The organism is Clostridium bornimense (genome assembly GCF_000577895.1).
In the GTDB taxonomy this organism is placed as follows: domain Bacteria; phylum Bacillota; class Clostridia; order Clostridiales; family Clostridiaceae; genus Clostridium_AN; species Clostridium_AN bornimense.
In genome coordinates this window covers 117,018-141,312 of the sequence record NZ_HG917869.1, presented here as the reverse complement: position 1 = coordinate 141,312, position 24,295 = coordinate 117,018, and the positions used below count along the sequence as shown (strand labels likewise).

At 26.3% G+C, this 24,295-nt stretch carries 26 protein-coding genes; 5 read left to right on the top strand and 21 right to left on the bottom strand.

Annotated elements, in window-relative coordinates:
* Positions 1-398 precede the first annotated feature (398 nt).
* From CM240_RS16980 to CM240_RS14000, 4 genes are all read right to left on the bottom strand, one after another.
* Complete coding sequence (locus CM240_RS16980; protein WP_051483873.1) at positions 399-1,301, bottom strand: IS1/IS1595 family N-terminal zinc-binding domain-containing protein; 903 nt, start codon at positions 1,299-1,301, stop codon at positions 399-401.
* Positions 1,302-1,533: 232 nt separating this feature from the next.
* Positions 1,534-1,674 (bottom strand): hypothetical protein, encoded by a 141-nt coding sequence (locus CM240_RS17615; protein WP_156930601.1) that lies wholly within the window; start codon positions 1,672-1,674, stop codon positions 1,534-1,536.
* Between the two features lie 23 nt (positions 1,675-1,697).
* Positions 1,698-2,966, bottom strand: a complete 1,269-nt coding sequence (locus CM240_RS14005; RefSeq protein ID WP_044040131.1) for a ParB N-terminal domain-containing protein — start codon at positions 2,964-2,966, stop codon at positions 1,698-1,700.
* Between the two features lie 3 nt (positions 2,967-2,969).
* Positions 2,970-4,112, bottom strand: a complete 1,143-nt coding sequence (locus CM240_RS14000) for an AAA family ATPase (protein ID WP_242838515.1) — start codon at positions 4,110-4,112, stop codon at positions 2,970-2,972.
* A 296-nt stretch (positions 4,113-4,408) separates the two neighbouring features.
* Here CM240_RS14000 and CM240_RS13995 point away from each other — a divergent pair, with 296 nt between their 5' ends.
* Positions 4,409-5,131, top strand: a complete 723-nt coding sequence (locus CM240_RS13995) for a DeoR/GlpR family DNA-binding transcription regulator (protein WP_044040130.1) — start codon at positions 4,409-4,411, stop codon at positions 5,129-5,131.
* A 138-nt stretch (positions 5,132-5,269) separates the two neighbouring features.
* Here the strand turns inward: CM240_RS13995 and CM240_RS13990 are convergent, their stop codons facing one another.
* The 6 genes from CM240_RS13990 to CM240_RS13965 form a co-directional block, all read right to left on the bottom strand.
* Complete coding sequence (locus CM240_RS13990) at positions 5,270-5,926, bottom strand: alpha/beta fold hydrolase (RefSeq protein WP_242838514.1); 657 nt, start codon at positions 5,924-5,926, stop codon at positions 5,270-5,272.
* A 10-nt stretch (positions 5,927-5,936) separates the two neighbouring features.
* Entirely contained in the window at positions 5,937-6,407 is a 471-nt protein-coding gene (locus tag CM240_RS13985; RefSeq protein ID WP_044040128.1) for a GNAT family N-acetyltransferase, read from the bottom strand.
* 488 nt (positions 6,408-6,895) lie between these two features.
* Entirely contained in the window at positions 6,896-7,324 is a 429-nt protein-coding gene (locus CM240_RS13980) for a HepT-like ribonuclease domain-containing protein (protein ID WP_051483872.1), read from the bottom strand.
* Positions 7,314-7,751, bottom strand: coding sequence for a type VII toxin-antitoxin system MntA family adenylyltransferase antitoxin (gene mntA, locus CM240_RS13975; RefSeq protein WP_044040127.1), 438 nt, complete (start codon positions 7,749-7,751; stop codon positions 7,314-7,316). Before mntA ends, CM240_RS13980 begins: the two co-directional genes overlap by 11 nt.
* Before the next feature lie 148 nt (positions 7,752-7,899).
* Complete coding sequence (locus tag CM240_RS13970) at positions 7,900-9,234, bottom strand: DUF6179 domain-containing protein (protein WP_051483871.1); 1,335 nt, start codon at positions 9,232-9,234, stop codon at positions 7,900-7,902.
* A 5-nt stretch (positions 9,235-9,239) separates the two neighbouring features.
* Positions 9,240-9,707, bottom strand: a complete 468-nt coding sequence (locus tag CM240_RS13965) for a DUF6323 family protein (RefSeq protein ID WP_044040125.1) — start codon at positions 9,705-9,707, stop codon at positions 9,240-9,242.
* Positions 9,708-10,058: 351 nt separating this feature from the next.
* Here CM240_RS13965 and CM240_RS13960 point away from each other — a divergent pair, with 351 nt between their 5' ends.
* Positions 10,059-10,757: a polysaccharide deacetylase family protein gene (locus CM240_RS13960; RefSeq protein ID WP_044040124.1), complete on the top strand. Its 699-nt coding sequence runs from the start codon at positions 10,059-10,061 to the stop codon at positions 10,755-10,757.
* Positions 10,758-10,790: 33 nt separating this feature from the next.
* Here the strand turns inward: CM240_RS13960 and CM240_RS13955 are convergent, their stop codons facing one another.
* The 4 genes from CM240_RS13955 to CM240_RS13940 form a co-directional block, all read right to left on the bottom strand.
* A complete protein-coding gene (locus CM240_RS13955; protein WP_044040123.1) occupies positions 10,791-10,997 on the bottom strand; it encodes a helix-turn-helix domain-containing protein in 207 nt (68 codons plus the stop codon).
* 10 nt (positions 10,998-11,007) lie between these two features.
* Entirely contained in the window at positions 11,008-11,496 is a 489-nt protein-coding gene (locus CM240_RS13950; RefSeq protein WP_044040122.1) for a DUF2975 domain-containing protein, read from the bottom strand.
* Between the two features lie 58 nt (positions 11,497-11,554).
* On the bottom strand, positions 11,555-13,306 hold the full coding sequence (locus CM240_RS13945; protein ID WP_044040121.1) for a DUF4153 domain-containing protein: 1,752 nt from the start codon (positions 13,304-13,306) through the stop codon (positions 11,555-11,557).
* 172 nt (positions 13,307-13,478) lie between these two features.
* Entirely contained in the window at positions 13,479-14,393 is a 915-nt protein-coding gene (locus CM240_RS13940) for a phosphatidylinositol-specific phospholipase C (protein WP_044040120.1), read from the bottom strand.
* Positions 14,394-14,620: 227 nt separating this feature from the next.
* Between CM240_RS13940 and CM240_RS13935 the strand changes: the two genes are divergently transcribed.
* The 3 genes from CM240_RS13935 to CM240_RS13925 all read left to right on the top strand — a co-directional run bounded on the left by CM240_RS13935 (position 14,621) and on the right by CM240_RS13925 (position 17,337).
* Complete coding sequence (locus tag CM240_RS13935; RefSeq protein WP_242838513.1) at positions 14,621-15,154, top strand: RNA polymerase sigma factor; 534 nt, start codon at positions 14,621-14,623, stop codon at positions 15,152-15,154.
* A 2-nt stretch (positions 15,155-15,156) separates the two neighbouring features.
* Positions 15,157-16,536 (top strand): DUF4179 domain-containing protein, encoded by a 1,380-nt coding sequence (locus CM240_RS13930; protein WP_044040119.1) that lies wholly within the window; start codon positions 15,157-15,159, stop codon positions 16,534-16,536.
* Positions 16,537-16,725: 189 nt separating this feature from the next.
* On the top strand, positions 16,726-17,337 hold the full coding sequence (locus CM240_RS13925; protein WP_044040118.1) for an AAA family ATPase: 612 nt from the start codon (positions 16,726-16,728) through the stop codon (positions 17,335-17,337).
* A gap of 315 nt (positions 17,338-17,652) precedes the next feature.
* Here CM240_RS13925 and CM240_RS13920 read toward each other — a convergent pair whose 3' ends face one another.
* The 7 genes from CM240_RS13920 to CM240_RS13890 all read right to left on the bottom strand — a co-directional run bounded on the left by CM240_RS13920 (position 17,653) and on the right by CM240_RS13890 (position 24,287).
* Complete coding sequence (locus tag CM240_RS13920) at positions 17,653-18,486, bottom strand: aldo/keto reductase (RefSeq protein ID WP_044040117.1); 834 nt, start codon at positions 18,484-18,486, stop codon at positions 17,653-17,655.
* 132 nt (positions 18,487-18,618) lie between these two features.
* Positions 18,619-20,082 carry a methyl-accepting chemotaxis protein gene (locus CM240_RS13915; RefSeq protein WP_044040116.1) on the bottom strand — a complete coding sequence of 488 codons (1,464 nt, stop codon included), beginning with the start codon at positions 20,080-20,082 and terminating at the stop codon, positions 18,619-18,621.
* A 171-nt stretch (positions 20,083-20,253) separates the two neighbouring features.
* Positions 20,254-20,472 (bottom strand): hypothetical protein, encoded by a 219-nt coding sequence (locus CM240_RS13910; protein WP_044040115.1) that lies wholly within the window; start codon positions 20,470-20,472, stop codon positions 20,254-20,256.
* A gap of 155 nt (positions 20,473-20,627) precedes the next feature.
* Positions 20,628-20,927, bottom strand: coding sequence for a hypothetical protein (locus CM240_RS13905; RefSeq protein WP_044040114.1), 300 nt, complete (start codon positions 20,925-20,927; stop codon positions 20,628-20,630).
* 151 nt (positions 20,928-21,078) lie between these two features.
* The gene (locus CM240_RS13900) at positions 21,079-21,366 is read right to left on the bottom strand and encodes a metal-sensing transcriptional repressor (RefSeq protein WP_044040113.1); all 288 of its coding nucleotides are present in this window, start codon (positions 21,364-21,366) and stop codon (positions 21,079-21,081) included.
* A 31-nt stretch (positions 21,367-21,397) separates the two neighbouring features.
* Positions 21,398-22,723, bottom strand: a complete 1,326-nt coding sequence (locus CM240_RS13895) for an MATE family efflux transporter (RefSeq protein ID WP_044040112.1) — start codon at positions 22,721-22,723, stop codon at positions 21,398-21,400.
* A gap of 157 nt (positions 22,724-22,880) precedes the next feature.
* The gene (locus tag CM240_RS13890) at positions 22,881-24,287 is read right to left on the bottom strand and encodes an MFS transporter (RefSeq protein WP_044040111.1); all 1,407 of its coding nucleotides are present in this window, start codon (positions 24,285-24,287) and stop codon (positions 22,881-22,883) included.
* Positions 24,288-24,295 lie beyond the last annotated feature (8 nt).

Here is a 24,295-nt window from a genome sequence, read left to right as displayed (position 1 = left end):
TATCCCGTTTTTTATAATTTAGTATTTTTAGGATGAAGATATGTAATAAATCTTCATATCTTCATCTGTTATAGTTAAGTAGTGTGGATCTACTCTTTTAAACTATTAACAAAATCTTGACCATACATATATTCCAAAATTTCTGACTTTCCTATATTTAATGCCGATCTACTTGCCAAATCAAACTTGTTTTTCACAATATTAATTATCATAACTTTTTATAAATTATTTATATACATAACTATAGGCCAATAAATATACTTTAAACATCATTATATTTTACAAGTAATACCATAATATTAATGGGTAGGAGTATTACTAAATGCGATATCATCATCCGTTATTAGTAAGTAGTGTTTTTTGATAATATTTCTCTTGTTTCTATCATAAGTTACAATTTACATTGCATAATTTTTTTCATTAATAAGTTCTCTGAACGTCTTATAAAAATATTGACGTGTATTGGTATATTCTCCATCGTTAATATAATAAATTCGAAACCAATTAAGATAATTAGTAATATATCTAAAGGATATTCCCCAAAAACCACTTATCCATTCTTTCATTTCTCTTGCATAGAAGAAAAGCTCTGAATCTTGCGGCACTCTTATAACTTTTTCTACACTCTTCTTTGCATATGTAGTTATAATATTATTGCCGTAAATAGCCACTTTTTTTATATTACTAAAAACTATAGCCAAATTTTCTTTTAATGTTTTTCTTACTAATGGATATTTATCAAAAGGTAAAAATTCTATATTACCATTTTTATCTTTAGTAAAGAAAAAGTAAAACTTTTCTCCTAATTTTAATGTAAAAATCTTATTATTAACATTTTCTATAGCTGATTCTTTCTCTTTTTTAGAATTTTGTACATAAGTTTTAACCAAAACTTCTGCTTCATAGTCTAACTTTTTTCTTTTAAAAAATTTAAGAAAATATCCAAGAATTTTATGTCTCCAAAAAAATGCTGTAGTCTGTGCAATACCAATCATTTCTGAGCATTCTCTTATATTGTATCCGATCCACATATTTTCAAAATATTTTCTCCATAACTCGTCATTCTTCTTACTACGATAAAATGGAGTCCCAATCGTTTCTACAAATCTTTTTTTGCACTCTTTACAGTAAAAAATTTGAGCATTATTGCTTTTTACCTTTCCATATTTTATTACATTCATCCCATGGCAATGTGGACAACTCTTACTTGTAATAATTTTAGTATCTTTCATCATATCACTAATATAAGTTAAGACTGAGTAATATTTTGATTTATCTGTTAATAGAATTGGGCACTCCATTTAAACAACCTCCAAAACGTATTTTTTAAATCCTTGCCCTTTTTGATAGAAAATATTCATTGTATTTCTATCCTTTTATTCCATGACAATACATTTACCACTACTTATCTATAACAGATTGATATATCTACTAAAACAACATATCGCTCCCCCCACATAAGTTTTTTCAAGAATTCCATGTAAATACATAATAAAAAGCCTTGCATATAATTCTATGCAAGGCTTCTGTTCTTTAATTGTTCTTTTTATTCCTAATGTAGATTCTACAAGTCTTAATTAAAAGGAACACAACATAACTAACTAAACTAATTATACCAATAGCTAAAATAATATTAATACATGCTACTATAGTACCAAACAATGAAGTTTCCATGATTTAACCTCCAAACTTTACTACTACTTCTTTAAAATTTCTTTTATACTTTCAGTAAAGTTTTCCACTGTATCGATTAATTTATTAACAATTTCTATAGTTTCATCAGTTATTTCAATTTCTTCTTTTTGTAATTTCTTTATAGTACCAAGGGTTGGATCTATTTTACCCATAATAGATTTAACCTTTGTAATAACTTCTTCATTAGCTTTAATTACTTTATATTCTTCTGAATTTTCTTCAGTTTCTTTTATTTTTTTCTTTTTAGATTTTGCTTTTAATTTTGAATCTTCCAGTTCTTTCTTAATCTTTTCTGCTTCTTCTTTTTTAGCTTTTTCTATCTCTGCCTTTACCTTAGCCTCTTCAGCATGTAACTTAGCTTGCAACTCTTCTCTTTCTGCTTCTAAAGCTTGTCTACTTTCTTTTTCCTTTTCTTTATCGAAAGAAAGATTTTTTATTTTATTATCCTTTTCAGCTATTTGCTTTTCAAATTCAGCCTTCATGGAATTAATTTTTCTTTGCATCTCTTCTTCTTTTTCTTTTTGATCTGCTTCCATAGCTTTCATCTTTTTCTTTAGCTCTTCACCATCTTTTTTAGTAAGCTCGATATCCTTATTTTTAACTATATCTACAAGCTCCTTTTGAGATTCTTCAGTTAATGCCGCAAAAGCTTCCCCGTTACTTATACTTAACTCTTTGCTATCAATTAATTCCTTTAATTCTGGAATTAATCCTCTATTTATCTTTTCATATCTTCCTACTTGTGTTGATGATAATCCTAAATCCCCTGCTATTCTCTCTCTTATTCTTCCTGGAACCGCCTCACCTTTTGCCTTTTTTTCCTTATATAAAGCTGTTAATCTTTCAACTTGTTTTAATTTTTCCGCTTCAGTAAGTTCACGATTTTGAGCATTATCATTAATAAGAGCAATTTCTGTATCGATATCATTTAGATCCCTAACTTGACATGGAACTATTTTAAACTTCTTTTCGCCCTCACTAACTAACTTTGATAATGCACTATATCTTCTATGCCCACCTATTAATTCGTACTTACCTTCATCTCCAATAGGTCTAACAAGAAGATTAGAATTAAGTCCATTAAGTTTGATATCTTCTGCTAATTCTTCTATATTAACTAACTCATAAAAGTTTTTAGGATTTGGTACTAGATCCTTCAAAGCTATGTATTCTATTTTATAATTTGCTTTCGTATCAATCTCGTCTATCTTTTTTACACTCTTTGATATATTATTAAGCATTCCTGCAGAAATTCCTATCTTCTTTGCCATGTCCTAAAATACCTCCTCAACCAAATTTCTATAATCTTTACTTGCATTAGATTTATTTGCATAATATATTACTGGCTTTTCTTCTAATGTAGATTCTATTACTTTTACATTATCTCTTATAGTTGTATCAAATAACTTATCTTCCAATATTGACTTTAATTGATCCTTAACTAATTTATTTACACTTGTAGCTTTATCCATAGTTATAAAACATCCCCCGAAATCTAACCCTGGATTAAATTCATCCTTAATTTCTTGTATACTCTCTAATAAATATTCAAGGCCATCAAGAGCAAATTTATCTATTTTAATAGGTACAAGTACTTCATCAGATGCTACCAATGCATTTATTGTAATCATATTTAAGTTTGGAGGACAATCCATTATACAATAATCATATTCATCTCTAAGCTTATCCAATGCCTTCTTAAGTCTATTTTGTTGATTTCTAGTTGTATCTAGCAAAATCTTCTTTTCAGCAAAAGCTAACTTTATATTTGAAGCTATTATATCTAAATTTTCATATTCTGTAGATTTTATCGCTTCTCTTGGGTCCATATTCTTCTCAAGCAATATATCCTCAACAGATTTAGCATCTATATCATAAGCTTTAAAGATCTTTGTTGTGTCAGCTTGGCTATCTAAGTCTACTAATAGAACTTTTTTCCCCTTGTCAGCTAAACAAGCAGCAAAATTTATTGAACTAATTGTTTTAGCTACACCGCCTTTAATATTAAATATACTTACTATTTTCATACTCTCATCCTTCCCTCTTAACTTTTCATTCTTCAGGTTTTTAGAAACTATAATCTCATCATTTTCAATGTTGATATTGACTTCGTTATCGCCCCTAGTTATTTTTAATCTTTGTAACATATCAACAGGGATAATAACTTTTCCGCTCCTACTACTTTTACCACTGCTATAAAAAGTTACTACCGATGAAGCTTTATTATATGTATCATCGTCTACTTTATCTTTCTGCTTTTTTATCCTAATTTTATTATCTACAAATGAGATAGAAATTCTTCTATCAGTATCTTCTTTAGAATCCTTTATGTCTAATATCTTTAACATCAGAGCTGGAATAATAAGTCTTCCTGTCTCACTTCCACTTCCACTTTTATTAAATGTAACCTTAGCCACAATCCAACCTCCTTATGTTAATATACTATAATAATAACGTACTTTGATAAGTACGTCAATCTTTTCTAAAAACAGTTTAATTTTTGTATTTCTATATAAATAAAAGGGCCTAAACTGCCCTTTTTGTAATATAATAACTATTTCGCTAAGTATTACCCCATCACGCTAATTTATATATTTAATTGCATTATATTCCAAACCTACAACACTTTCAATATAAAATAATAATAAACAATACAAATTAATAATTTTGTGATATAATGCTTTTATAACTTTGCTTAATGGAGATGAGTATCTTGTTTTTAGAAGAACGATATGAACAAATAGTAGAATGTATTGAATCTGAAGGAAGAGTAACCGTCAAAGCTTTGGCTGATAAATTCAAAGTTACTGAAGATTGCATTAGAAAAGATTTACGAGTGCTAGAAAGTAGAGATAAATTAAAAAGAGTCTACGGTGGTGCTATTATTCAAAGAGGCCACAATGATATTAAACCTCTTGATGAACGTAAAAATATTAATTTAGACAAAAAAAGAAAAGTTGCTATCAGTGCTGCTAAATTAATAGCGCCAGGAGAAGTGATATTTTTAGATGTATCAACAAATAATTTGGAAATAGCAAAAATTTTAAGAGAAAAAGACATTAAATTAACGGTTATAACAAACATGTTAGAAATAGTTTTAGAACTTAAGAAAAGTAACAATATCCGAGTAATTTCAATTGGTGGAGAATTCAATAAAAATATTGGTGCTGTAATAGGTGCTGCTGCTAATAAACACATTGAAAAATTCACTTTTGATAAATCTTTTATCGGGGTATGCGGAATTAATATGGAAACAGAATCCATAAGCACAATAGATATCGAAGATGGAAATACTAAAAAAACTATTATAGAATGTTCACATAAAAGCTACCTAGTTTCTGAGGATGAAAAGTTTAATTATGATGAATTTTATAAATTTGCATCAATATCAGATATAGCTGGTATTATTACCGAAAAAGGTATACTCCGTAAATGATTTAAAGGATAGCTACCTAAACGTAAGCTATCCTTAATACTAATTTAGTAAAGGAATTGTGACTTTTAAGTATTACATATCTTGCAATATTAATATATAATTTAATTGTTACAGATAAATGACAAAAATATGAAATTTTTATGTATTTTCTAAAATAATATTTGCAATTTTCCCATTATGAATAATATAACTACCATGATCTTCACCATCTAGTATTTGAAGCTTACAATTTTTTATATTATCAACTATTAATTTAGTATGATTTTCCTTTATAACATCTCTACTTCCTACTAGGACCACTGTTGGAATTTCTATTTTATTTAACATTTCTATTGATATATTAGGCTCTTCTAACATCATTTTTACTTTGGAATCTTTTTTTATTAAATACATTACTTTAAATAATATAATCCATTTAGCTTTTAATCCTTTCGGATTTATATTAGCTCCACTTACTATTATCTTAGATAATAATTTAGGGTACATAGAAGCTAGTAGTAAAGCTATTATTCCTCCATCACTAAAACCATAAACAATTGGACCAGCGATATTTTCACTTATAATAAATTCTTTTATATCTTCTACCATATCTAAATAATGATATTCCTTTATCTCTTCACTACTACCATGCCCTCTTAAATCTATTGCATACACAGTAAAATGTTTTTCTAATATAGGTATGGCCTTATCAAAAATTTTGTTATCCTCACCATTTCCATGAAGAAGTATAAGTGCTTGACCATTTCCACTCTTTTCGAAATTCAGCTTTATATTATTTACACTTACTATCATCATAGTCTCCCTTCTATAAATCCTTTATATACCATACATCACAAGCATAATGCTCTGTTTCTACTAAGGGCTTTTCTAACTTAACAAAACCATGTTTATTATAAAACTTATTAGCTTCTATCATATTGCTAAAAGTTTCAAGATAGCACTTATCATAATACTCTTTTGCAAATTCTAAAGCTATGTCTAAAAGTTTCTTCGCTATTCCAGTACCTCTTACCTCTTTAAAAGCATACATCTTCTGTAACTCACATACTTTATCATCACCATTTAATGGACCAACACCACATCCTGCTACTACCTCCCCTTTATCCTCTGCTACCCAATATCTACTTCTTTCATTTTGATATAACTGATAGAAACTTCCAAGATTCGGATCACTCCATGCACACCCTGGTTTGTTAGCTCCATATTCTATTAAACAAGTTCTTATAAGATTTTCAACTTCCTTATTATCTTTTTCTTCTATTTCTCTTATTATCATGATTGTCCTCCAAATATTCTTTAACTAATTATATCACTTACAAAATAGTGCATGGTCTCTTTTATTTAATAACATAGCCTCTACTAACTTATATAGTTTATCCTGATATCATCATCTGTTACAGTTAAGTAGTGGTGACAAGCTCCTAAATATATCATCATACTAAACCATTAACTTCTACCACCACTTAAGTATAACAGATACTAATATCCCCTTTACCTATATACTCCCCCGCTCTTAACCCATGAATTGACTAATCATTATTTCAATGCTATATAAATATTTATATTTGAATTTTCAAAATCGCTATTAAGATATTCCTCAAAATCTCCAGTAAAGCTTTTATCTAAATTCATATACTAACCTCCATAATTTTTCTTATGTAAGTAGTATATATTAATAAAGTTGACTACTATATGTCATATTAAAAAATACGTCACGTATATTCAAAAAATGCTTTTAGAGATATACGTGACGTATTTTTATTATTAACCTTTGTACATATTTATCATTATATTTAAAACTTCATTTATGTTATTTCTATTTTGCTTTACAAACTCTATTATTTCTTCTATGGATGGTTGTTTATAAACATGAGCAATTCTATTTCTATATCTGCGATATTGATTTAAAAATAAATATAAATCTTCTGTTAAGATTTTACTCTCGTACAATTTATTAAGCGACTTATTCATATCATCACTGATTTTATAAAGCTTTAATTCCTTCAAACATAAAGATGTAAAACTTTCTACTAAAATAAAATATTCTAAAAAACTTTGCTTTACTGAAGATTTAATAAGTTCTTTTATATCTTCATCTTCAACAATTTCAAGCTTTTCTAGGGCTTTATCTAAAAGAGATAATGTTTCTTTTAAATTATTTATTATTTCAAATAATCTTTCCTTATTCATCATAAATCACATCTCTTTCTCTAAAATATCTAAATTCCTCATTATTTTTATATATTATATCCGTTTTATTATAATCCTTACTATATAAATCTAATTTATCATTATATATTACAATTCCACTATCATACACAGAAACTTTAAACCTTAAACTTAAATTTTCATTATTTAAATCAATAATATCTATTTCCCTTTTTAATATACTACTTAATGACTCTTCCAATTCCATTATATTATTCAATGAAATCTTATTTTCACTTAATATTGCAATATCAACATCTGAATAATCTTCAAACTCTTCTGTTAGAACACTTCCAAATACTACAACAGAATTTATATTTTCACTTTTAAACTTTTCTATTATCTCTTCTGACTTAAGTAATTTTATTATCTCTTCTTTATTATATAAATCATCATCCTCAACTAAATTCATCAATCTCACCTCTATTAGATAGATTTTAAAATTTCCTATACTCCTTTAATTAAAAACACTAATTCTAACAATACAATTATATATGAAAATAGAATTATTTACACTAAAAAATATATAACATAGTTTAGAATATACGTGACGTAACTTTCTAATATAACTGTATTTTATCTTTAATTCTTTCAATCTCCATTACTTTTTCTATATCTAAAGAATGCAGAAATTCCTTCAACTCTTTGATCCAAACTTTATCACTGTCTTCATAAGCATTTTTCATAAAAAGAGCAATTTCAATATCTGATAAGGTTTCAAAATACATCTTATACTCATCATAAAATAAGCATTCTGCTTCCAACATGTCTATTAAGTCATAGATGCTTTTAAAGTTTTCCTTTATCAATGTAATTTTATCATTAATATTTTTGCAATCTCTTATTTCTTCTGTTATAGCTTTAAAAATAGAATTACTAACCTTTTTACCATCAATATACTTTATATTTTCTTTTATATCTTTAAAAGATATAATTATTTTATCTAATGACTTATTTCTCAATTTTGAAGTAACTTCTTTCCCTATTTTTATAGAAGTTTCTTTAATATATAAACGTATATTTTTATCTTCTATTTTCAACAAATCACAACAGTTATTTCCTTCAAAAATAAAAATATCTATTATCTCACTTATGGATAACCCCTGAAGCCTAGATATAATTATTTCTTTATCCATATCAGTAACATTCAGTCCTTTTATATCCTTACCCACAATGGATAATGCTATTGCATTAGTTAATACTATCTCAAAAATATTCAAAAGCAAACTTTCCCACTGATCATCATAACTTCTAAGAAGTGTTTTTATTAGATTTATATCAAAATAGCTACAAAATGTATTTTCTACATATAGTGCTGTAAGATAATTTTTAATATATTCAACACCAATATAATCCATGAAATCAATAGAAAGTTGATAATCCACAGAACATGGAGCAATATGTGCAGCAAAACGGCTATCATACTTCTTGAAAAATACGTCAAGACCATAATCAATTGTATCATCATAAGAATAGTTTGTAATATTCAGTTTATTATTTTTAACCTTATCAAATAGACTTTTGCACTTTATTACTTCAATATCAATGAATTTTTTTCCCTCCTTAAAAATATCCTCTAAGCAATCATGCTGCAATTTTTCTATAATAAGTCCTATATCATCGAAACTCTTTAAATAAAATCCAATGGTGAAATCTATTGATTTCATTATTTCCTCAGCTACTTCTACCATAACAGAACTACTTTCGTTATTTGTGTAATAAGTTAATTGCTCCCTTAATAATTTCATTCTTTCATAATTAATACGTTGCAATAATTCATGATCTACTAAATTATTTTCATAAGATTTTTCCAAAAAGTCTTTAAAAAATTCATCTTTACTTAATTTTTTTATAATGATAGGATTATATTTCTCTATACTTTCACTGTTATGCACTGACATTACTCCTTTTCACCATCAATATTTTTATAATCTCTAACCCCATTTCTTATATTGTCAGAAATCCTATATAGTATTTTCCCCTCTAAAAGTTCTAATGAACCTTGACAATAACCATCAAAAAACTCATTCATTATTTCTATTAGTTCATCATCACTTAAATAATCTAGCATCTCATTTTTGTAGTTATAAAAAATTTCAACTAGCTCATTTATTGTGTCATTGTAGTTATATTGAGAAATAAATGGTGACTTGCAAAATTTCAAAATTATTTTATCTATAATCTCACCATTAAACTCTATCCTTCCTGTTTTCTTAAGAGCTATGTTTCTAGTTTTAATTAATTCCTTAACATCTTCTTTAGTAAGCTTTAATCCATATTCGCTAGTAACTTCATTACATGACAATATCTCATTTTCTATTTCCTTTTCAATTAAACTGTTATTAAATATTGAAAGATTTTTCTTCATTTTAAAACTTCCCTTCAAAAAAGTATTGACTTTTAACCCTGATTGTGATATGATATAATTGATATAGTGTCATAATTTTATATTATATACCTTTTATCTAATTTTATCAATGATAATAAAAGTATCTTCTTTTTGAGGGTACTATTTTTATTGCTCTCTATTAATAAATATCATTATATACATAAAAAAAGTTGCCAATAGGCAACCTCTTATCCAATTTTATAGTTTAGTTTTATCACTTCATTTGAAGTTTCACTTAGTAAATATTACATTAATATTTGCCAATAAAATTGGTAACAGTAATTAGTAGTTACTAGTTATCTAATTAAGGAAACTGAGGAGTGTATAAATATGACATATATATTGCTAGCTATTATACTTCTATCTTACAGTGGAATTCCAACTATATATTATCGTATAAAATTCTTTTGTAAATCTAAGCTTTATAATAATTCAAAAATATTATGTCTTACCTTTGATGATGGACCTCATGAAGTTTATACTGACAAGTTACTAGATCTGCTCCTACAATATAATATTAAAGCTACATTCTTTGTAGCGGCAAAATTTGCACAAAATCATCCAAAATTAATAGAAAGAATGAAAAATGAAGGTCATACCATAGCATTTCATTCTTTAGAACATAAAAACCCATTAATAAAAAGTCCTTTTTATACTGAAAAAGATTTTAATTGTTCTATAAACATAATGAATAATCTTAATTCACCTCTAATCTACTTCCGCCCTCCGTGGGGCTGTGTAAATCTTACTACTATAAAAAATATAAAAAAATACAATCTTAATTTGATATTCTGGAATGTAATGGTTGGCGATTGGCGAACTACAATTTCTTCAAATAAAATAGCTAAAAAACTTTTAAAAAGAACTAAAGTAAACCATCTTATCTGTTTACACGATGGTCGTGGGAGAAATAAAGCTCCTTTAAGAACTATTAGAGCGTTAGAAAAAACTATCCCTCTTTGGATTGAAGAAGGATATACCTTTGTAAAAATAGATGACTTAATTAAGACTACTATCACAAGTAACTAACTTAAATTGTGACAGTAGTCTATATCTTTATTCTTAATCTTCAATATATTCTATTATATCTCCTGGCTGACATTGAAGTTCTCTACATATAGCTTCTAATGTAGAAAATCTTATAGCTTTTGCTTTATTATTTTTAAGTATAGATAAATTAGCATTAGTTATACCAACTTTTTGTGCTAAATCTTGCAAGGATATTTTTCTTTTTGCCATCATTACATCTAAATTTATTATTATTGCCATATTTCATCACCTATATTGTTAAGTCATTATCTTCTTTATATTTTACCGCTTGTTCAAATACTTTTGAAAGTATTCCTATAAAACATCCCGCTAAAAGAAACACAAATAATTCATAATCTGTATGAATTCCTTTTCCATCTACATAAATCATTTTAAACCTATCTTTACCTATATTCACAAGAAAATTTACAAAGTAACATCCAGCTACAGTAAAACAGCTTCCAGCTATTCTTTTTAAGGATTTTACGTTACCCAATGTAAATGGATTTTCTAAAACCAATGTTTTAATTACCTTTTTTAACTCAAGAACAACTATAAAAATTGAAATTATACCTATAGTTAATAAAAGAAACGCTCTGATCACTGTGATATTTATAATATCATTATTAGTAATAGTTTGATAATAAGTAATAGCTGTTAAAATAATTCCTCCAACTAATACAATTGTAAGAATAAAATCTAATAAACTAGCTAAAGATTTTTTACCATAGTATCTCATTTTTTCCTCCACAATATTTTAAACATTATATAAGAATATAATAACATATAATTTGTAATTAATTTGATTTATTATTGTAATAATTATATTCATACCATTTTGATGTATTTTTTTTCTGAGCCTTGTATGATTTTAATTGAGAGTAATGTATTTTTCCTTCATTATATGCCTCTATGATAACATCATAGCTATCTAATGATAATGTTGTAATATACTCCATATCTACCTTATTCCCTTTTGATTCTATATTAACCGTTGCTATTATTTTATCAACATTACTAAAATTCAACGATAAGTAAATTGCGCTTCCTATTATCATAGAGTACTTAAATATATCAATTTCTCTCCATAAAGAAAATATTATCATTACTAAAGTAATTATAATAAAGATCATAAAAGCAGTAGTAATAAATCTTAATCTTGTAATGCCAAATTCATTTATATATAGACCCATTTTATATATTGATGTTACTGACATATTTATACTTATAATTGTCATCAAAGTACATAATGCTAATTTAAGTTTACTATTTTCTGATTTTTTATTAAAAAATAATATTATTGCCACATTGAGAACAACAACTATGACCAATTGAAAAAATCCACTTCTTGCATAACTTGAATAACCTTCAGCTGTAAAATTACTATATCTCATTATAAACAAGTATTTTACTTGTATATAAGTAAAGATCAAATACAGAATATTTATTAAAACTAGTATAGTATTGACCATTTGACTATCTAACATCTTCACTTTTTTCTTTGAACATTTATCTATCCTAACTTTCAAACTAGCAAAAATATAATGAATATATATAAAAGTTATTATAAAGATTATTAATTTTACTAATACCCCTTTTATGCCTACTGAAAAGATATATTCTACAAAATCAGCAAATAAATTTCCAAACATCTCATCTGCGCAAGATAATAATATTGTTAAAACTATTAATATTGGTATAGAATAAATAAGCCCTTTAATAATACCCTGATATTTTGAATCCTTATTCTTAAATTTGATTTTCTCTTTAAAAACCTTTCCTATTATATCTAAATAAGAATTATCTAAAAATCCCAATGTAATCTTATGAATTATATAAGTAAAGAAATCAAGGCTACCAAGTTTTATATCAGGATAACTAATCATGTAAATAGATACTGCAATCGTTACTGGTATAAAAAACATGTTTATAATTCTAAACAAACTATTAGTATAGATACCATAAGTTGCACCGAGCAGTATCGCTACTATCATAAAATAAATAGAACAATAATTTATCTTCTCTATCTTTCCTATAGAAATAAGAGCAAAACTTGAAATTAATACTACTAATACAATTGCCGATATACCAATATAGTTAAAATTTTCTTTCCCCATTACAAAAAAACTAGTTATAATTGATATAATTGCTGCCATTATAATATTGCTAAAAGCTGATTCCTTCTCCTTTGAGGTTAACGCTATATCCTTAGTTTTCTCCTTTCTATATTGATATGGATAAAATATCTTTATTAGATTCAAATCTTTATAATCTAATTCTTTATCAGTTAATGAATTAATAGATACTAATTCACTTTTATCCTTAAAGTTTTTTAGAGAAATAACTTCTAAGTTAACTACTTTATATTTTTCCCCATAATAAGTTACATATCGTTGTCCTCTTACCTTTAATTCTGCAAACTCCATTTTTTCACTTAAGCACTTTTCTACATCTTTTATATTTTCTCCTTCAAAATACTTTAACTTATTATTTTCTAATAAAACCAATGGTAAATTTTCATTCTTTATGACGTATAAACTCTTAATCATAATCCACCTCACCAAATATTACTTAACTAGATATTACCACTTTATTTTTTCTTTTTCAATAATATTTTATCGTTTTACAATAAAATATTATTGATTAGCATTTTGAGTATAGATTGCAAAAATGAAATAAGCTGTGCAATTTATCATGCACAGCCTTTAACTATAAGATTTATTAAAAGTTTGTTTTTATTATTGAGCTATTTATGTCTTTATCAGCAAAATCTACAACTGTTATACCAAATCTTCCTTTAGAATTTTCATCAAAGTATTTAACGATCTTTGGATTAATATAGCTTTTTACTTTTCGTATATTAGGAATCCCTAATATAGATTTATACCCACTACCATAATTAATATATAAGCAGTTATCATCTCTAGTACTAGCTTTTTCATATAAACTAGTCATCTCTTCCCACTTTTCACTAGTATCTCCTACTTTGTAGCAATCTTGTATAGCTAAATTTGAAGAATTATTTATATCAAAAGTAGTATTATCTTTCCAAGAAGATGCATCTATACCTTTTTTATTATTAGAAACAAATCTCCTAACTAATACTATTTTACCTCTTACTTCATCTAATGTAGGAATACTATCATTTAGATACCATAATTCTCTATTTTTATTAATATAAGAATCAAAAATTTCTTCAAATGATTTTGTACTATTCTCGGCTTTATATTCTTCTTTAATACTCATAATAATTGTTTCACTAGGGTTATTTCTTAAAAACTCACTACAACTATTAATAACATCATCAAAATTCAAATGCTGATAAACAAATCCATGATGTATAGTAAAAGCATCATCAATTATTCTACATCTAATATCTAAATATCTAGTACCAGCCTTCAATTGCTCGTCAATAGAAAGTTCTTGGCACTTAGCAGTTCCATATACCGGTTCATATAACGCTCCACTATCATGTGTCCCTGGAATTGATAATTGTGATAAATACTTATTTCCATCAACATCTTTCATCCAATCATTTGTCCTAAATTTGACATTTTCATTAGCAGCATTAACATTAACTTGAAAATTAAAAAGAACCATAAAAGTAATTACCATTATTGATATAACTTTTTTCACTTATACTCCTCCTTCTAAATATATAATCCTAAATTTTAAATTAATTATATATTACAGTATATAACATAATAATACATTTTTTACTAAATTCGAAGGAATATAAGTAATCTTTTAAAGAATATATATTTTTATGTTTATAAATACATTTATAGTATATTTTATTTATAGTGAACATTTTCTTGCTTTGAATTGTCTAATATATGAAATACTAAAAAAGGAGATTATATATGGAATATACTATAACTAAAAACATCACTTCTACTATAGATATGGTAAACTTAGCCAAAAATGGTGATAAAGATGCTTTTGTAACATTAATTCAAAGTAACACAAATTCTATGTACCGCGTTGCCATGAGCATATTACATAATGAATCTGATACAGAAGATGCTATACAAAATACAATATCTATAGTATTTGAAAAACTAAATAAATTAAAGAAAAATGAATTTTTTAGAACATGGATGATACGAATCCTGATAAATCAATGCAAAAATATAAGTAAAAGAAATAACAAAACTACCTCATTAGAAAATATCAAAGAAGAATCAATTCCACCAATTGGCTGCACAAATATTGATTTATACAATGCAATCAATAAATTACCTACTAATCTTAGGCTAGTTATAACTTTATTCTATTTTGAAGATATGACTAATAAAGATATTGCTAAAGCCATTGGTATACCAGAAGCAACCGTTAGAACTAGATTATTTAGAGCTAGAAAAAAATTATCCGATGAAATGAAAGGAGTCTATTAATTATGAATGATAATTTGAAAAAAGATTTATTAGAAATAAAAAAAGATTTTAATGCTCCAGAAAACATCCATAATTCTGTGAATGAAACACTATTATCTCTATCATATAAAAAGAATAGTAATCATCATAATATTATTTCTATAAAGACATTGATTGCTGTTGCTATTATAACAACCTTAACAATAAGCACTGTTTTCGCTGAAGACTTAGCTCAAGGTATTATGTCTTTCTTCAAAGGAAAGCCATCAACTACCCTTGGAATTAAAGATTCAATACAATCTGTTAATTCTGTTGTAAATATAACTGATACACAAAATGAAGGTTCTTTAACTTTGAATGACTTTTCTATAGATGATAATTTTCTAGTTTGTTCATATAGTTTATCTTTAACCTCTTCAGATTTAAAAAATGATGATACTATCGAAAAATTTGGATTTACTCCTATTATTTATTATAACGTTGATGGTAAAGATATATATTATCAATGTGATTCTGAAGAAACAGATTACTATTTTGAATCTGATAATACAATAAAGTTTATGCAAAGAATAGGATTAACTTCTTATAATATTAGTGATAAAGGAAATATTAATATATCTCTTGAATTACCAAATTATGATTGTTCCAATACTTGGAGTTTAAAAACTAAATATAATAAGACTAGCGCTTCTTCTTTAACTAAAACTATAGATATTAACAAAAATATTACATTAAAAAATAATGCTCTTAATATTAAAGAAAATACAACTGAAGATTTTACTAAGAACTTCACAATAGAAAAAGTAAGTTTTTCTCCACTTGGTAATATAATTACTATTAAAAATACTGACTCTAATAACAAAGAAAAAATCGGTTCTTGTAGCTTCTTACTAATAGACAATAAGGGAAATTACTTAAATATCGTTAATGAATATGAAACTAGCAATGAATCTTATATTACCTATGAATTTTTATCTAAAAATACTGATATATCCTCAATAAAAATTGTACCAATAAATGAAATATATCATGCTCCAGCAACTTTAACTAAACTATATGATTTAGATAATATGCCACCATCAATAAAATTAGGGGACTCTAGTACATTACAAATTGATAATATAACAACAAAAAATAATGAAATCTCAATAAAATTCCACTTTGATGATTATTCAGGTACTACTTTAAATCAATTACCATGTTTCTTCTATGATGAAAATAATAATCCTATTGAAGCAGGTGGGTATTTAAGAAATATTATTGATAGAAATACTAATAGCTTTACTTGTACTTATGGTTTCTACACTCAAGAAGATTTTGATAAGGTATCCAAAATTAGATTTGATATTAATAACAGATACAAAGTTAATTTTGATAATGCAGTGACTGTAGATTTAAAATAAAATAATAAAAAAATAGATTTCAAAAGATTTAATAGAACAATAACAGCAAATATATTCTTTCTTAGAGCCAGTATTTATCTAAAAATATATATTATCTTGAAGTTAATGTTATAATCATATTGCAACTCATTACATAATTGTAAATTATTAAGTAACATGAACTAAAAGTATCAAAAGGAGAATTTTAAAATGGAATTCTTGATAAATAAATTGAAAAATGAAGATATTTATAATAAAGTATATATTATTGGAATTGATGGCTTAGGAGGAGCAGGTAAAACTACACTTGTTAATTCATTAAAATTACAATTGCAGAATGAAAACTATTCTTCTTATGTGTTACATATTGATGATTTTATTCACCGAAAACGTATTAGATATGATTCGTCTAGAGAAGAATGGTATTGCTATTATAATTTACAGTGGAGATATGATTATTTGGTGAAAGAAATTTTGTCTCCTATAAAAAATGGTGAAATAGTTGATAAACAAATAGAAATATATAACAGGGAAAATGATGAATATTTTACCCAAAGAGTCAATTTAGTTCATGGATCTGTATTAATATTAGAAGGAATATTTTTGCAAAGAAAAGAACTAAAAGACTATTTTGATTTTGTAATTTATCTTGATGTACCACGGGAAGTGAGATTAAATAGAGTTTTAGATAGAGATAATTATATCGGTGGATCGGAAGATATAAAATGTAAATACGAAAAACGATACTTCCCAGCAGAAGAAAAATATATGTTAGAATATTTCCCCATTGAAAATGCCGATTTTGTATTAAAGAATAGTTAAATCCATATTTTATTATTACTTTTTTTAAAACCAAATATATTATGATATTATTTAGTACACAGTTTTTCTTAAAGGCTAATAAGGGGCCGTCGCCCAAAGTAGTGTGACAGCTTTTTCAGCAAAATAGAGCAAATGAAAGGTATAGTACAGGACACAAGTATGAGGGCACAAGGCACAGGTTATGATATTTTCCCTATAGGAAAAAATTAACCTTACTTGTGACTTCTAACCTGTGCCCTACATTGTGTCATAATAAAAGGAGGCATCGCTAACAACTTTTCATTTGTTATTGCTACAACCCCATTATAATAGCTATTAAAAATCAAGATAATTTGTATTCTCCGGAACCCCTGATACAGATACATTATCCCCTTCATTCAATGAATCAATAATATTCATATCTTCCCTTGAAATTTCAAAATCAAAAATATCAATATTCTCTTTTATTCTTTCTTCATTTGATGATTTTGGTATAGGGATAACTCCTCTTTGTATATGCCATCTTAATATTATTTCTGCTATTGTCTTTTTATACTTTTCTGCCAAAGCTATTATTGACTCATTAGAAAATACTTTTCCCCTCATTATAGGACTCCAAGCTACTAATTGAATATTATTTTTATTACAATAATCTAACAGAGTATCTTTTGAACTTAAAGGATGTATTTCTACTTGATTTACCATCGGCATAATTTCTGCTGTTGCTTTTAATTCTTCTAGATGACCTATTTTAAAATTACAAACTCCAATAGCTTTTACTTTTCCTATCTTGTATAAGTATTCAAAAGCTCTCCATGTTTCAGCATTTAGTTTATTAGGCCAATGAATAAGATATAAATCTATATAGTTAACTTGCAACTTCTCAAGAGATTTATTAAAAGCTTTAATAGTATTTTCATAACCATGATCATCATTCCAAAGCTTTGTTACAAGAAATATTTCTTCTCTTTTTATTCCACTCTCTTTTATTCCTTTACCTACTCCAACTTCATTGCCATAAAAAGATGCTGTATCTATTTGTCTATATCCCACTTCTAATGCATATTTTACTATCTTTGCAGTATCTTCATCATTTCCAGATTTATATGTACCAAATCCTATAGATGGCATCTTTATATCATTACTTAGTATTCTATATTTTTCATTCATAATATTTCCTACCTCCACTTATATTAATTATAAATTACTTAGCAATTTTTTATTATATAATATTTTTGTAATTATGCATCATATTTTTCACAAAAAAATAGATAGACATATTGCCTATCTATATTTTATATATTAGCTTTTTCTCTCTGCCAATGCCTTAGATTGATCTTTTATATCTTCCATTATATTTCTACTTTTATTTGCATAACTTATAATATCATTTATTGCCTTTTCTATTGAATTTATATTTCTATCATTATATTGATTCTTCTCTAGTAATACTTCCATATTCTCACTTATATTTTTACCACTTGTAGAAAACTTGTCCATAGATTTAATAATATTATTAACTTTAGATTCCATATCACTTTGTACATTTAAAAAATAATCAAATGATTTATTTGTATCTTCTACATATTGAATACTATCATTAACTATATTACTATTACTTTTTATAGATTCAATCGTCTTTTCTGTATCTTTTTTTATTTCTTTCAATACTTCTTCAACGCTATTAGCACATTCAGTAGATTCTATTGCAAGCTTTTTAACCTCTTCTGCAACTACACTAAATCCCTTGCCATATTCTCCTGCACGTGCTGCTTCAATGCTGGCATTTAAAGCTAACAAGTTTGTTTGCTTAGATATCTCCACTATACTAATAAATTTTTGAGATATCACATGCATTTTTTGTATTAATTGATAAATTATATTTGCACTTTCTTCTGTACTTTCTTTAATATTACTCATTACATACATAATCTTATTCATATTACTCTTATTTTCATTGTTAATGTTTTGCATAGTATCCCTAGTTAATTCCATTCCTTCAGTTTCTTTCATAACCAATGATATCTCATCAACAAAAATATCTACATTATTATTTGTATCTTCTGCAAATTGTAGTACTTCTTTAGAACTTTCAGAAATATTATTTATGGATTTACCAATTTTATCAATACCATTATTAGTTTCAAATAAATTATCATTTAAATTCTGTATAGCATCATCTAAAACCTTAGATGACTTCATATTATCAGCCAACATTATTTCGACCTCTTTTTTTAGGTTATATGCTTTCATCAACTGACTATATGATCTTTTAGCTAATGGTATAAAAGTTACCGCTAAACATATTAATTGAATTATATATGAAAACATATGAAATAAAATCCACTTCATTTCTGCAATAAATTCAACCTTATTTATACTAGCAAAAACTTCTGATACTACTAATCCTGGTATTACTAATAAGATTGTAAATATTACTAACCTTTTATCAAAATACATCGATGCAATTATTATTGGTACAACCCATAATAACATTATATTTGCATATAATAATGAATACATTACTGTAATATTTATTATCATCAATATAATTGTTACCCATTTGAATTTTTCCCTATCAAGATTACTTTTATAATATAAAGGTGGTAATAAGCTAATTACGACCCCTACTATAACTAATGCTAGTGTTCTTTTAAAAGGAAGTGTACCAAAAAATAACGATGGATAAAAAATAATAAAACAATAACATATCTTTAATAGTACTTTATCAATTTCATTTTCATTCTCTTTAAAGATTTCGTTCATTTGTTTTCTCCTTACTCTCGAAAATCTAGATTTATTTAAATTATCGTCAAGTAATTTTATACCTTTATGTAATTTTAAGTATTTTTTATAATTTTATTTAATTTTTTCTATATTATATAACCCAAATTTTTTAATAATATTATTTTTTATTATATTCTCATATAATCGTTACTATTTTTGTTTCTTTTCAATAAATGTGTTTATCAACCCAATGCTAAATATTAATAGTCCAATTAACATATATGAATGGATAAAACCATTTAACAATAGATTAAACTCTCCCGCGAGATTTTTTCTTCCAAAAATGATATTAAGTGTTCCATATCCCAAAGGTGAACTAAATAAGATTATAATGATTCCAACTAAATAATACTTAACTTGATTTTTCATAAGACCCCATCCCCTTAAAGCGTTTTCCATATTTTTCTTATATGTACATTATATATTAATATACCATAATTTAGAAATGTTGTTTTAAACTCATATAGCTGGCCAATGAAGTATAATGATTTTTTATGATAAATCAACAAAAGATTAGTAGTATATTATAATACTCCTAATCTTTTTACAGTAACTATCTTATTTTCATTTAAACAATAATTGTCTTGAAGTTTTTCCTTTATTATATCTAATGTTTTAAAATATATTATTTTAATCTCATCCTCATTGAACTCTTTTCCTAATCGTTCAACTACATGCTCATTATTAAGCAACGCTCTAAGATCCTTATCGTGATTAAATCTATATATTCCTTCACTTTCTCTTATCTCATATATAACTCCATCTATATAACTTTTTAGTATTGGTCTTAGGACATTAGAGCAAACTACTTCATTTCGTTTCATCTTACCCACTCCTATATAAATAATTATATACTTATAATTATTATATCATAAAGATATATTTATTATAAAAAATACCGCCTATTCTTTCTTCATAATACTGTATTTCTATTTCTTTACTAACAATATAGATTTTCGACTTATATATTTAATATTATTTAATAAATTTATCTATAGCTTGATTTAGTTGTTTTACTACCTCTTCATCTCCAGTTTCTATAGCATCGACAACACAATTTTCTATATGATCTTTCAATATAATCTTACCAATATTATTAATTGCTGATTTCACTGCTGATACTTGTATCAATACCTCACTACAGTCTCTACCTTCTTCAACCATTTTTTTTACTGCTTCTAAATGTCCTATTGCTCTTGATAGTCTATTTACTACAGCTTTAGTATTTTTATGATTGTGATTATGTGTATGCTTCTCACTCACTCTCTTTATCTCCTTTAAACTTTTTAATTAATTATATATCTATTTTCTGCCACTTTCCATCTAAAAATCGTTTTAATAATATAAGTCCTCTCAATATTATATCGAAAGCATATCCCATCCAAACACCTAGTAATCCTAATTTAAATACTACTCCTAATAAATATCCTACTCCAACCCTTCCAATCCAAATACCTATTAAAGTTGAATACATAGGAAATTTAGTATCACCTGCACCTTGTAGTGCACCTGTAATTATTTGAGTTAGTGCAGCAAAAGGTTGAAATAGTGCAATTAACCTTAAAACACTAACCACCATACCTTGTATTTCTTTAGTTTCAGTAAATAAATTCGCAAACTGCGGTGCAAAGAAAAAAAATATAATTGCAATTATAATCATAAAAATTGTAGCCATAACATCTGATAAGTAGACTATATTCTTTGCTTTTTTTATATTACTTTCTCCAATACTTATTCCTACCAATGTAGCTGTAGCAATCCCAAATGCCATTGCAGGTATATACGTATAACCCTCGATATTCCCTGCAATATTATGAGCTACATATGCTGATATTCCTATAGAAATTATCATACTATTATATACTAATTGACCAATTCTCATCACTAATTTTTCTATTCCTGCTGGAATACCTATCTTTAAGATAGAAATTATCATCTTCTTATCTATTATCATATTTTTATAATTAAGTTTAACTTCATTACCTTTCATTAATTTTACTAAAAGAATTATCACATTTACTATTCTAGAAGTAGTAGTAGCTAATCCAAGCCCTAATATACCTAATCCTAAATTAATAAAAATAGCATTAAAAATTATATTTATTATATTTGAAACCCCCACTGCTATCATAGGTGTCTTGGTATCTTTAATGGCTCTTAAACAACTTGATAATATAATAGACAAACATAGAAATATTAATGGTACTGTTACAATCATATAATATGGAAGGGTATATCCTATAAGATCTATTGATAATCCAGAAATCATAAGAATTGGTTTATAGAATGCAATACTAATTACTCCAATTATCAATCCAAGAACTATACCTATTATACTGGATTGTTTTATGGCATTATTGACTTTCTCATAATCTTCTCTACCAAAATTTCTAGAAACAATAGTTCCTGTTCCAATACTAACTGCAGAAAAAAATGCAATGAATATATTTACTATTAAATTAGTAACACCAATGGCAGCTATAGAATTATCATTAATATGTCCAGCAAAATACGTATCTGTTGTTCCTAGTAATGTTTGAAGAATATTTTCTACTATAACTGGTATAGCTAAACTAAATATAATAGTAATATCTTTTTTATTATTTTTATAAAACCCCATAACACACCCTCCTAATATCCCCCTATGAGGGATATTAAAATGATAGCATTACAACATAAGTATTGCAATAAAAAGTTACGTCACGTATATTTAAATTTACATAAAAAAATAGAGCCTCTCTATTTAAAGGCTCTATCTATAATACTATATGATTCAATTAATTTTCATTAGTCTCTTCCTTTTTTATCCCAAATATAACAACTAAAACACCTATTATTGAAATAACAGCAGTTAATAGGAATATTCCATTAATACCTGCTTGGATATTGTTCTTATTTACATCAAAAACAATACCATCTATTGCTGCTGCAAATAAAAGAGAAAGTGAATTCATAAATGTTAATAAGGAAGTTCCTATTCCCCATTCTGATGGATCCAATGCAGCTTGTGCTGATGGTGTAATTGAAACTGCTCTAAAACTTTCTGCAACTCCTGTTAATGCTAATGCTACAAAATAAACTATTACTGGTGTGTTACTAGTTGTAAAGCCCATTACCAAGAATGAAACTGCTACTAATCCAGTTGCAATAACCATTGCTTTTTTCGCATTTCCTGCTTTTTTACTAACCCATGCTCCAACGATAACTGGTAATATCATTATAAGTACCATACGTGGAAATTGAAGTGTTCCTGAAATTGTTGCAGATTGTCCCATAACCTTTTGTACTGATAATGGTGCATACATATTCATTGCTTCTTGATAGAAATATGCAATTACACCTATTATTATTAAAGTTCTATATCTCTTATTAGTAAATAAATTCATTGGTATAACTGGTTCTATCGCTTTCTTTTCTACTTTAACTAATAAAAATCCTAAAATAATTGCTACTATAAATCCTATTATTATTATTGGATTTGCCCATCCAATTTTGGGTGCATAATTTAATGATAACAATAATGAACTTAAAAATAATGCTAGCAATATAACACCAGGGAAATCAATAATTGCTTTTTCTTCTCTCTTCTTATTTGGAAGATTGAATCCAATAAGTAATACTCCTATTAATAATGGAATAACTGGAAATACTATTCCTAGCTTTAACAATCCTGCATCTGTTAATATACCTGCTATAATACTTCCTGCAAATCCACCAACTGCAATAGAACTTGAAAGTAATCCCATTCTTTTTGGTACATCTTTTGGTTCATAGATTTCACGTATTAAAATATATGGTGCCGCTGTAAATGCTCCTTGTGCTGCTCCTAGAATAAGTCTTAATATCATAAATGGAACAACTGTTTTTACAATTCCCATTCCTACACCGCAAATTATCCCTACAATACCAGCAATTACTATAACATTTCTTCTTCCAAATAAATCGCCAAGTTTTCCTCCAATTGGCGTTAAAATTGCTAAACCTAATGAAGCAAAAATTGTTAACGTTGAGAAATAATGCATTCCATTCATTTTTTCCAATAAAGGCCCTTGAATAACTGCTAAACTAAGCCCAAAGAATGCAATTGATAACATTAGACAAATACATCCTATAGTTACTAAAGTTTTCTTTGTTTTTGATAATGGAATTGCAACTGTTGGTACAGCATTATTTTCTTTCTCCATAAGTTTTC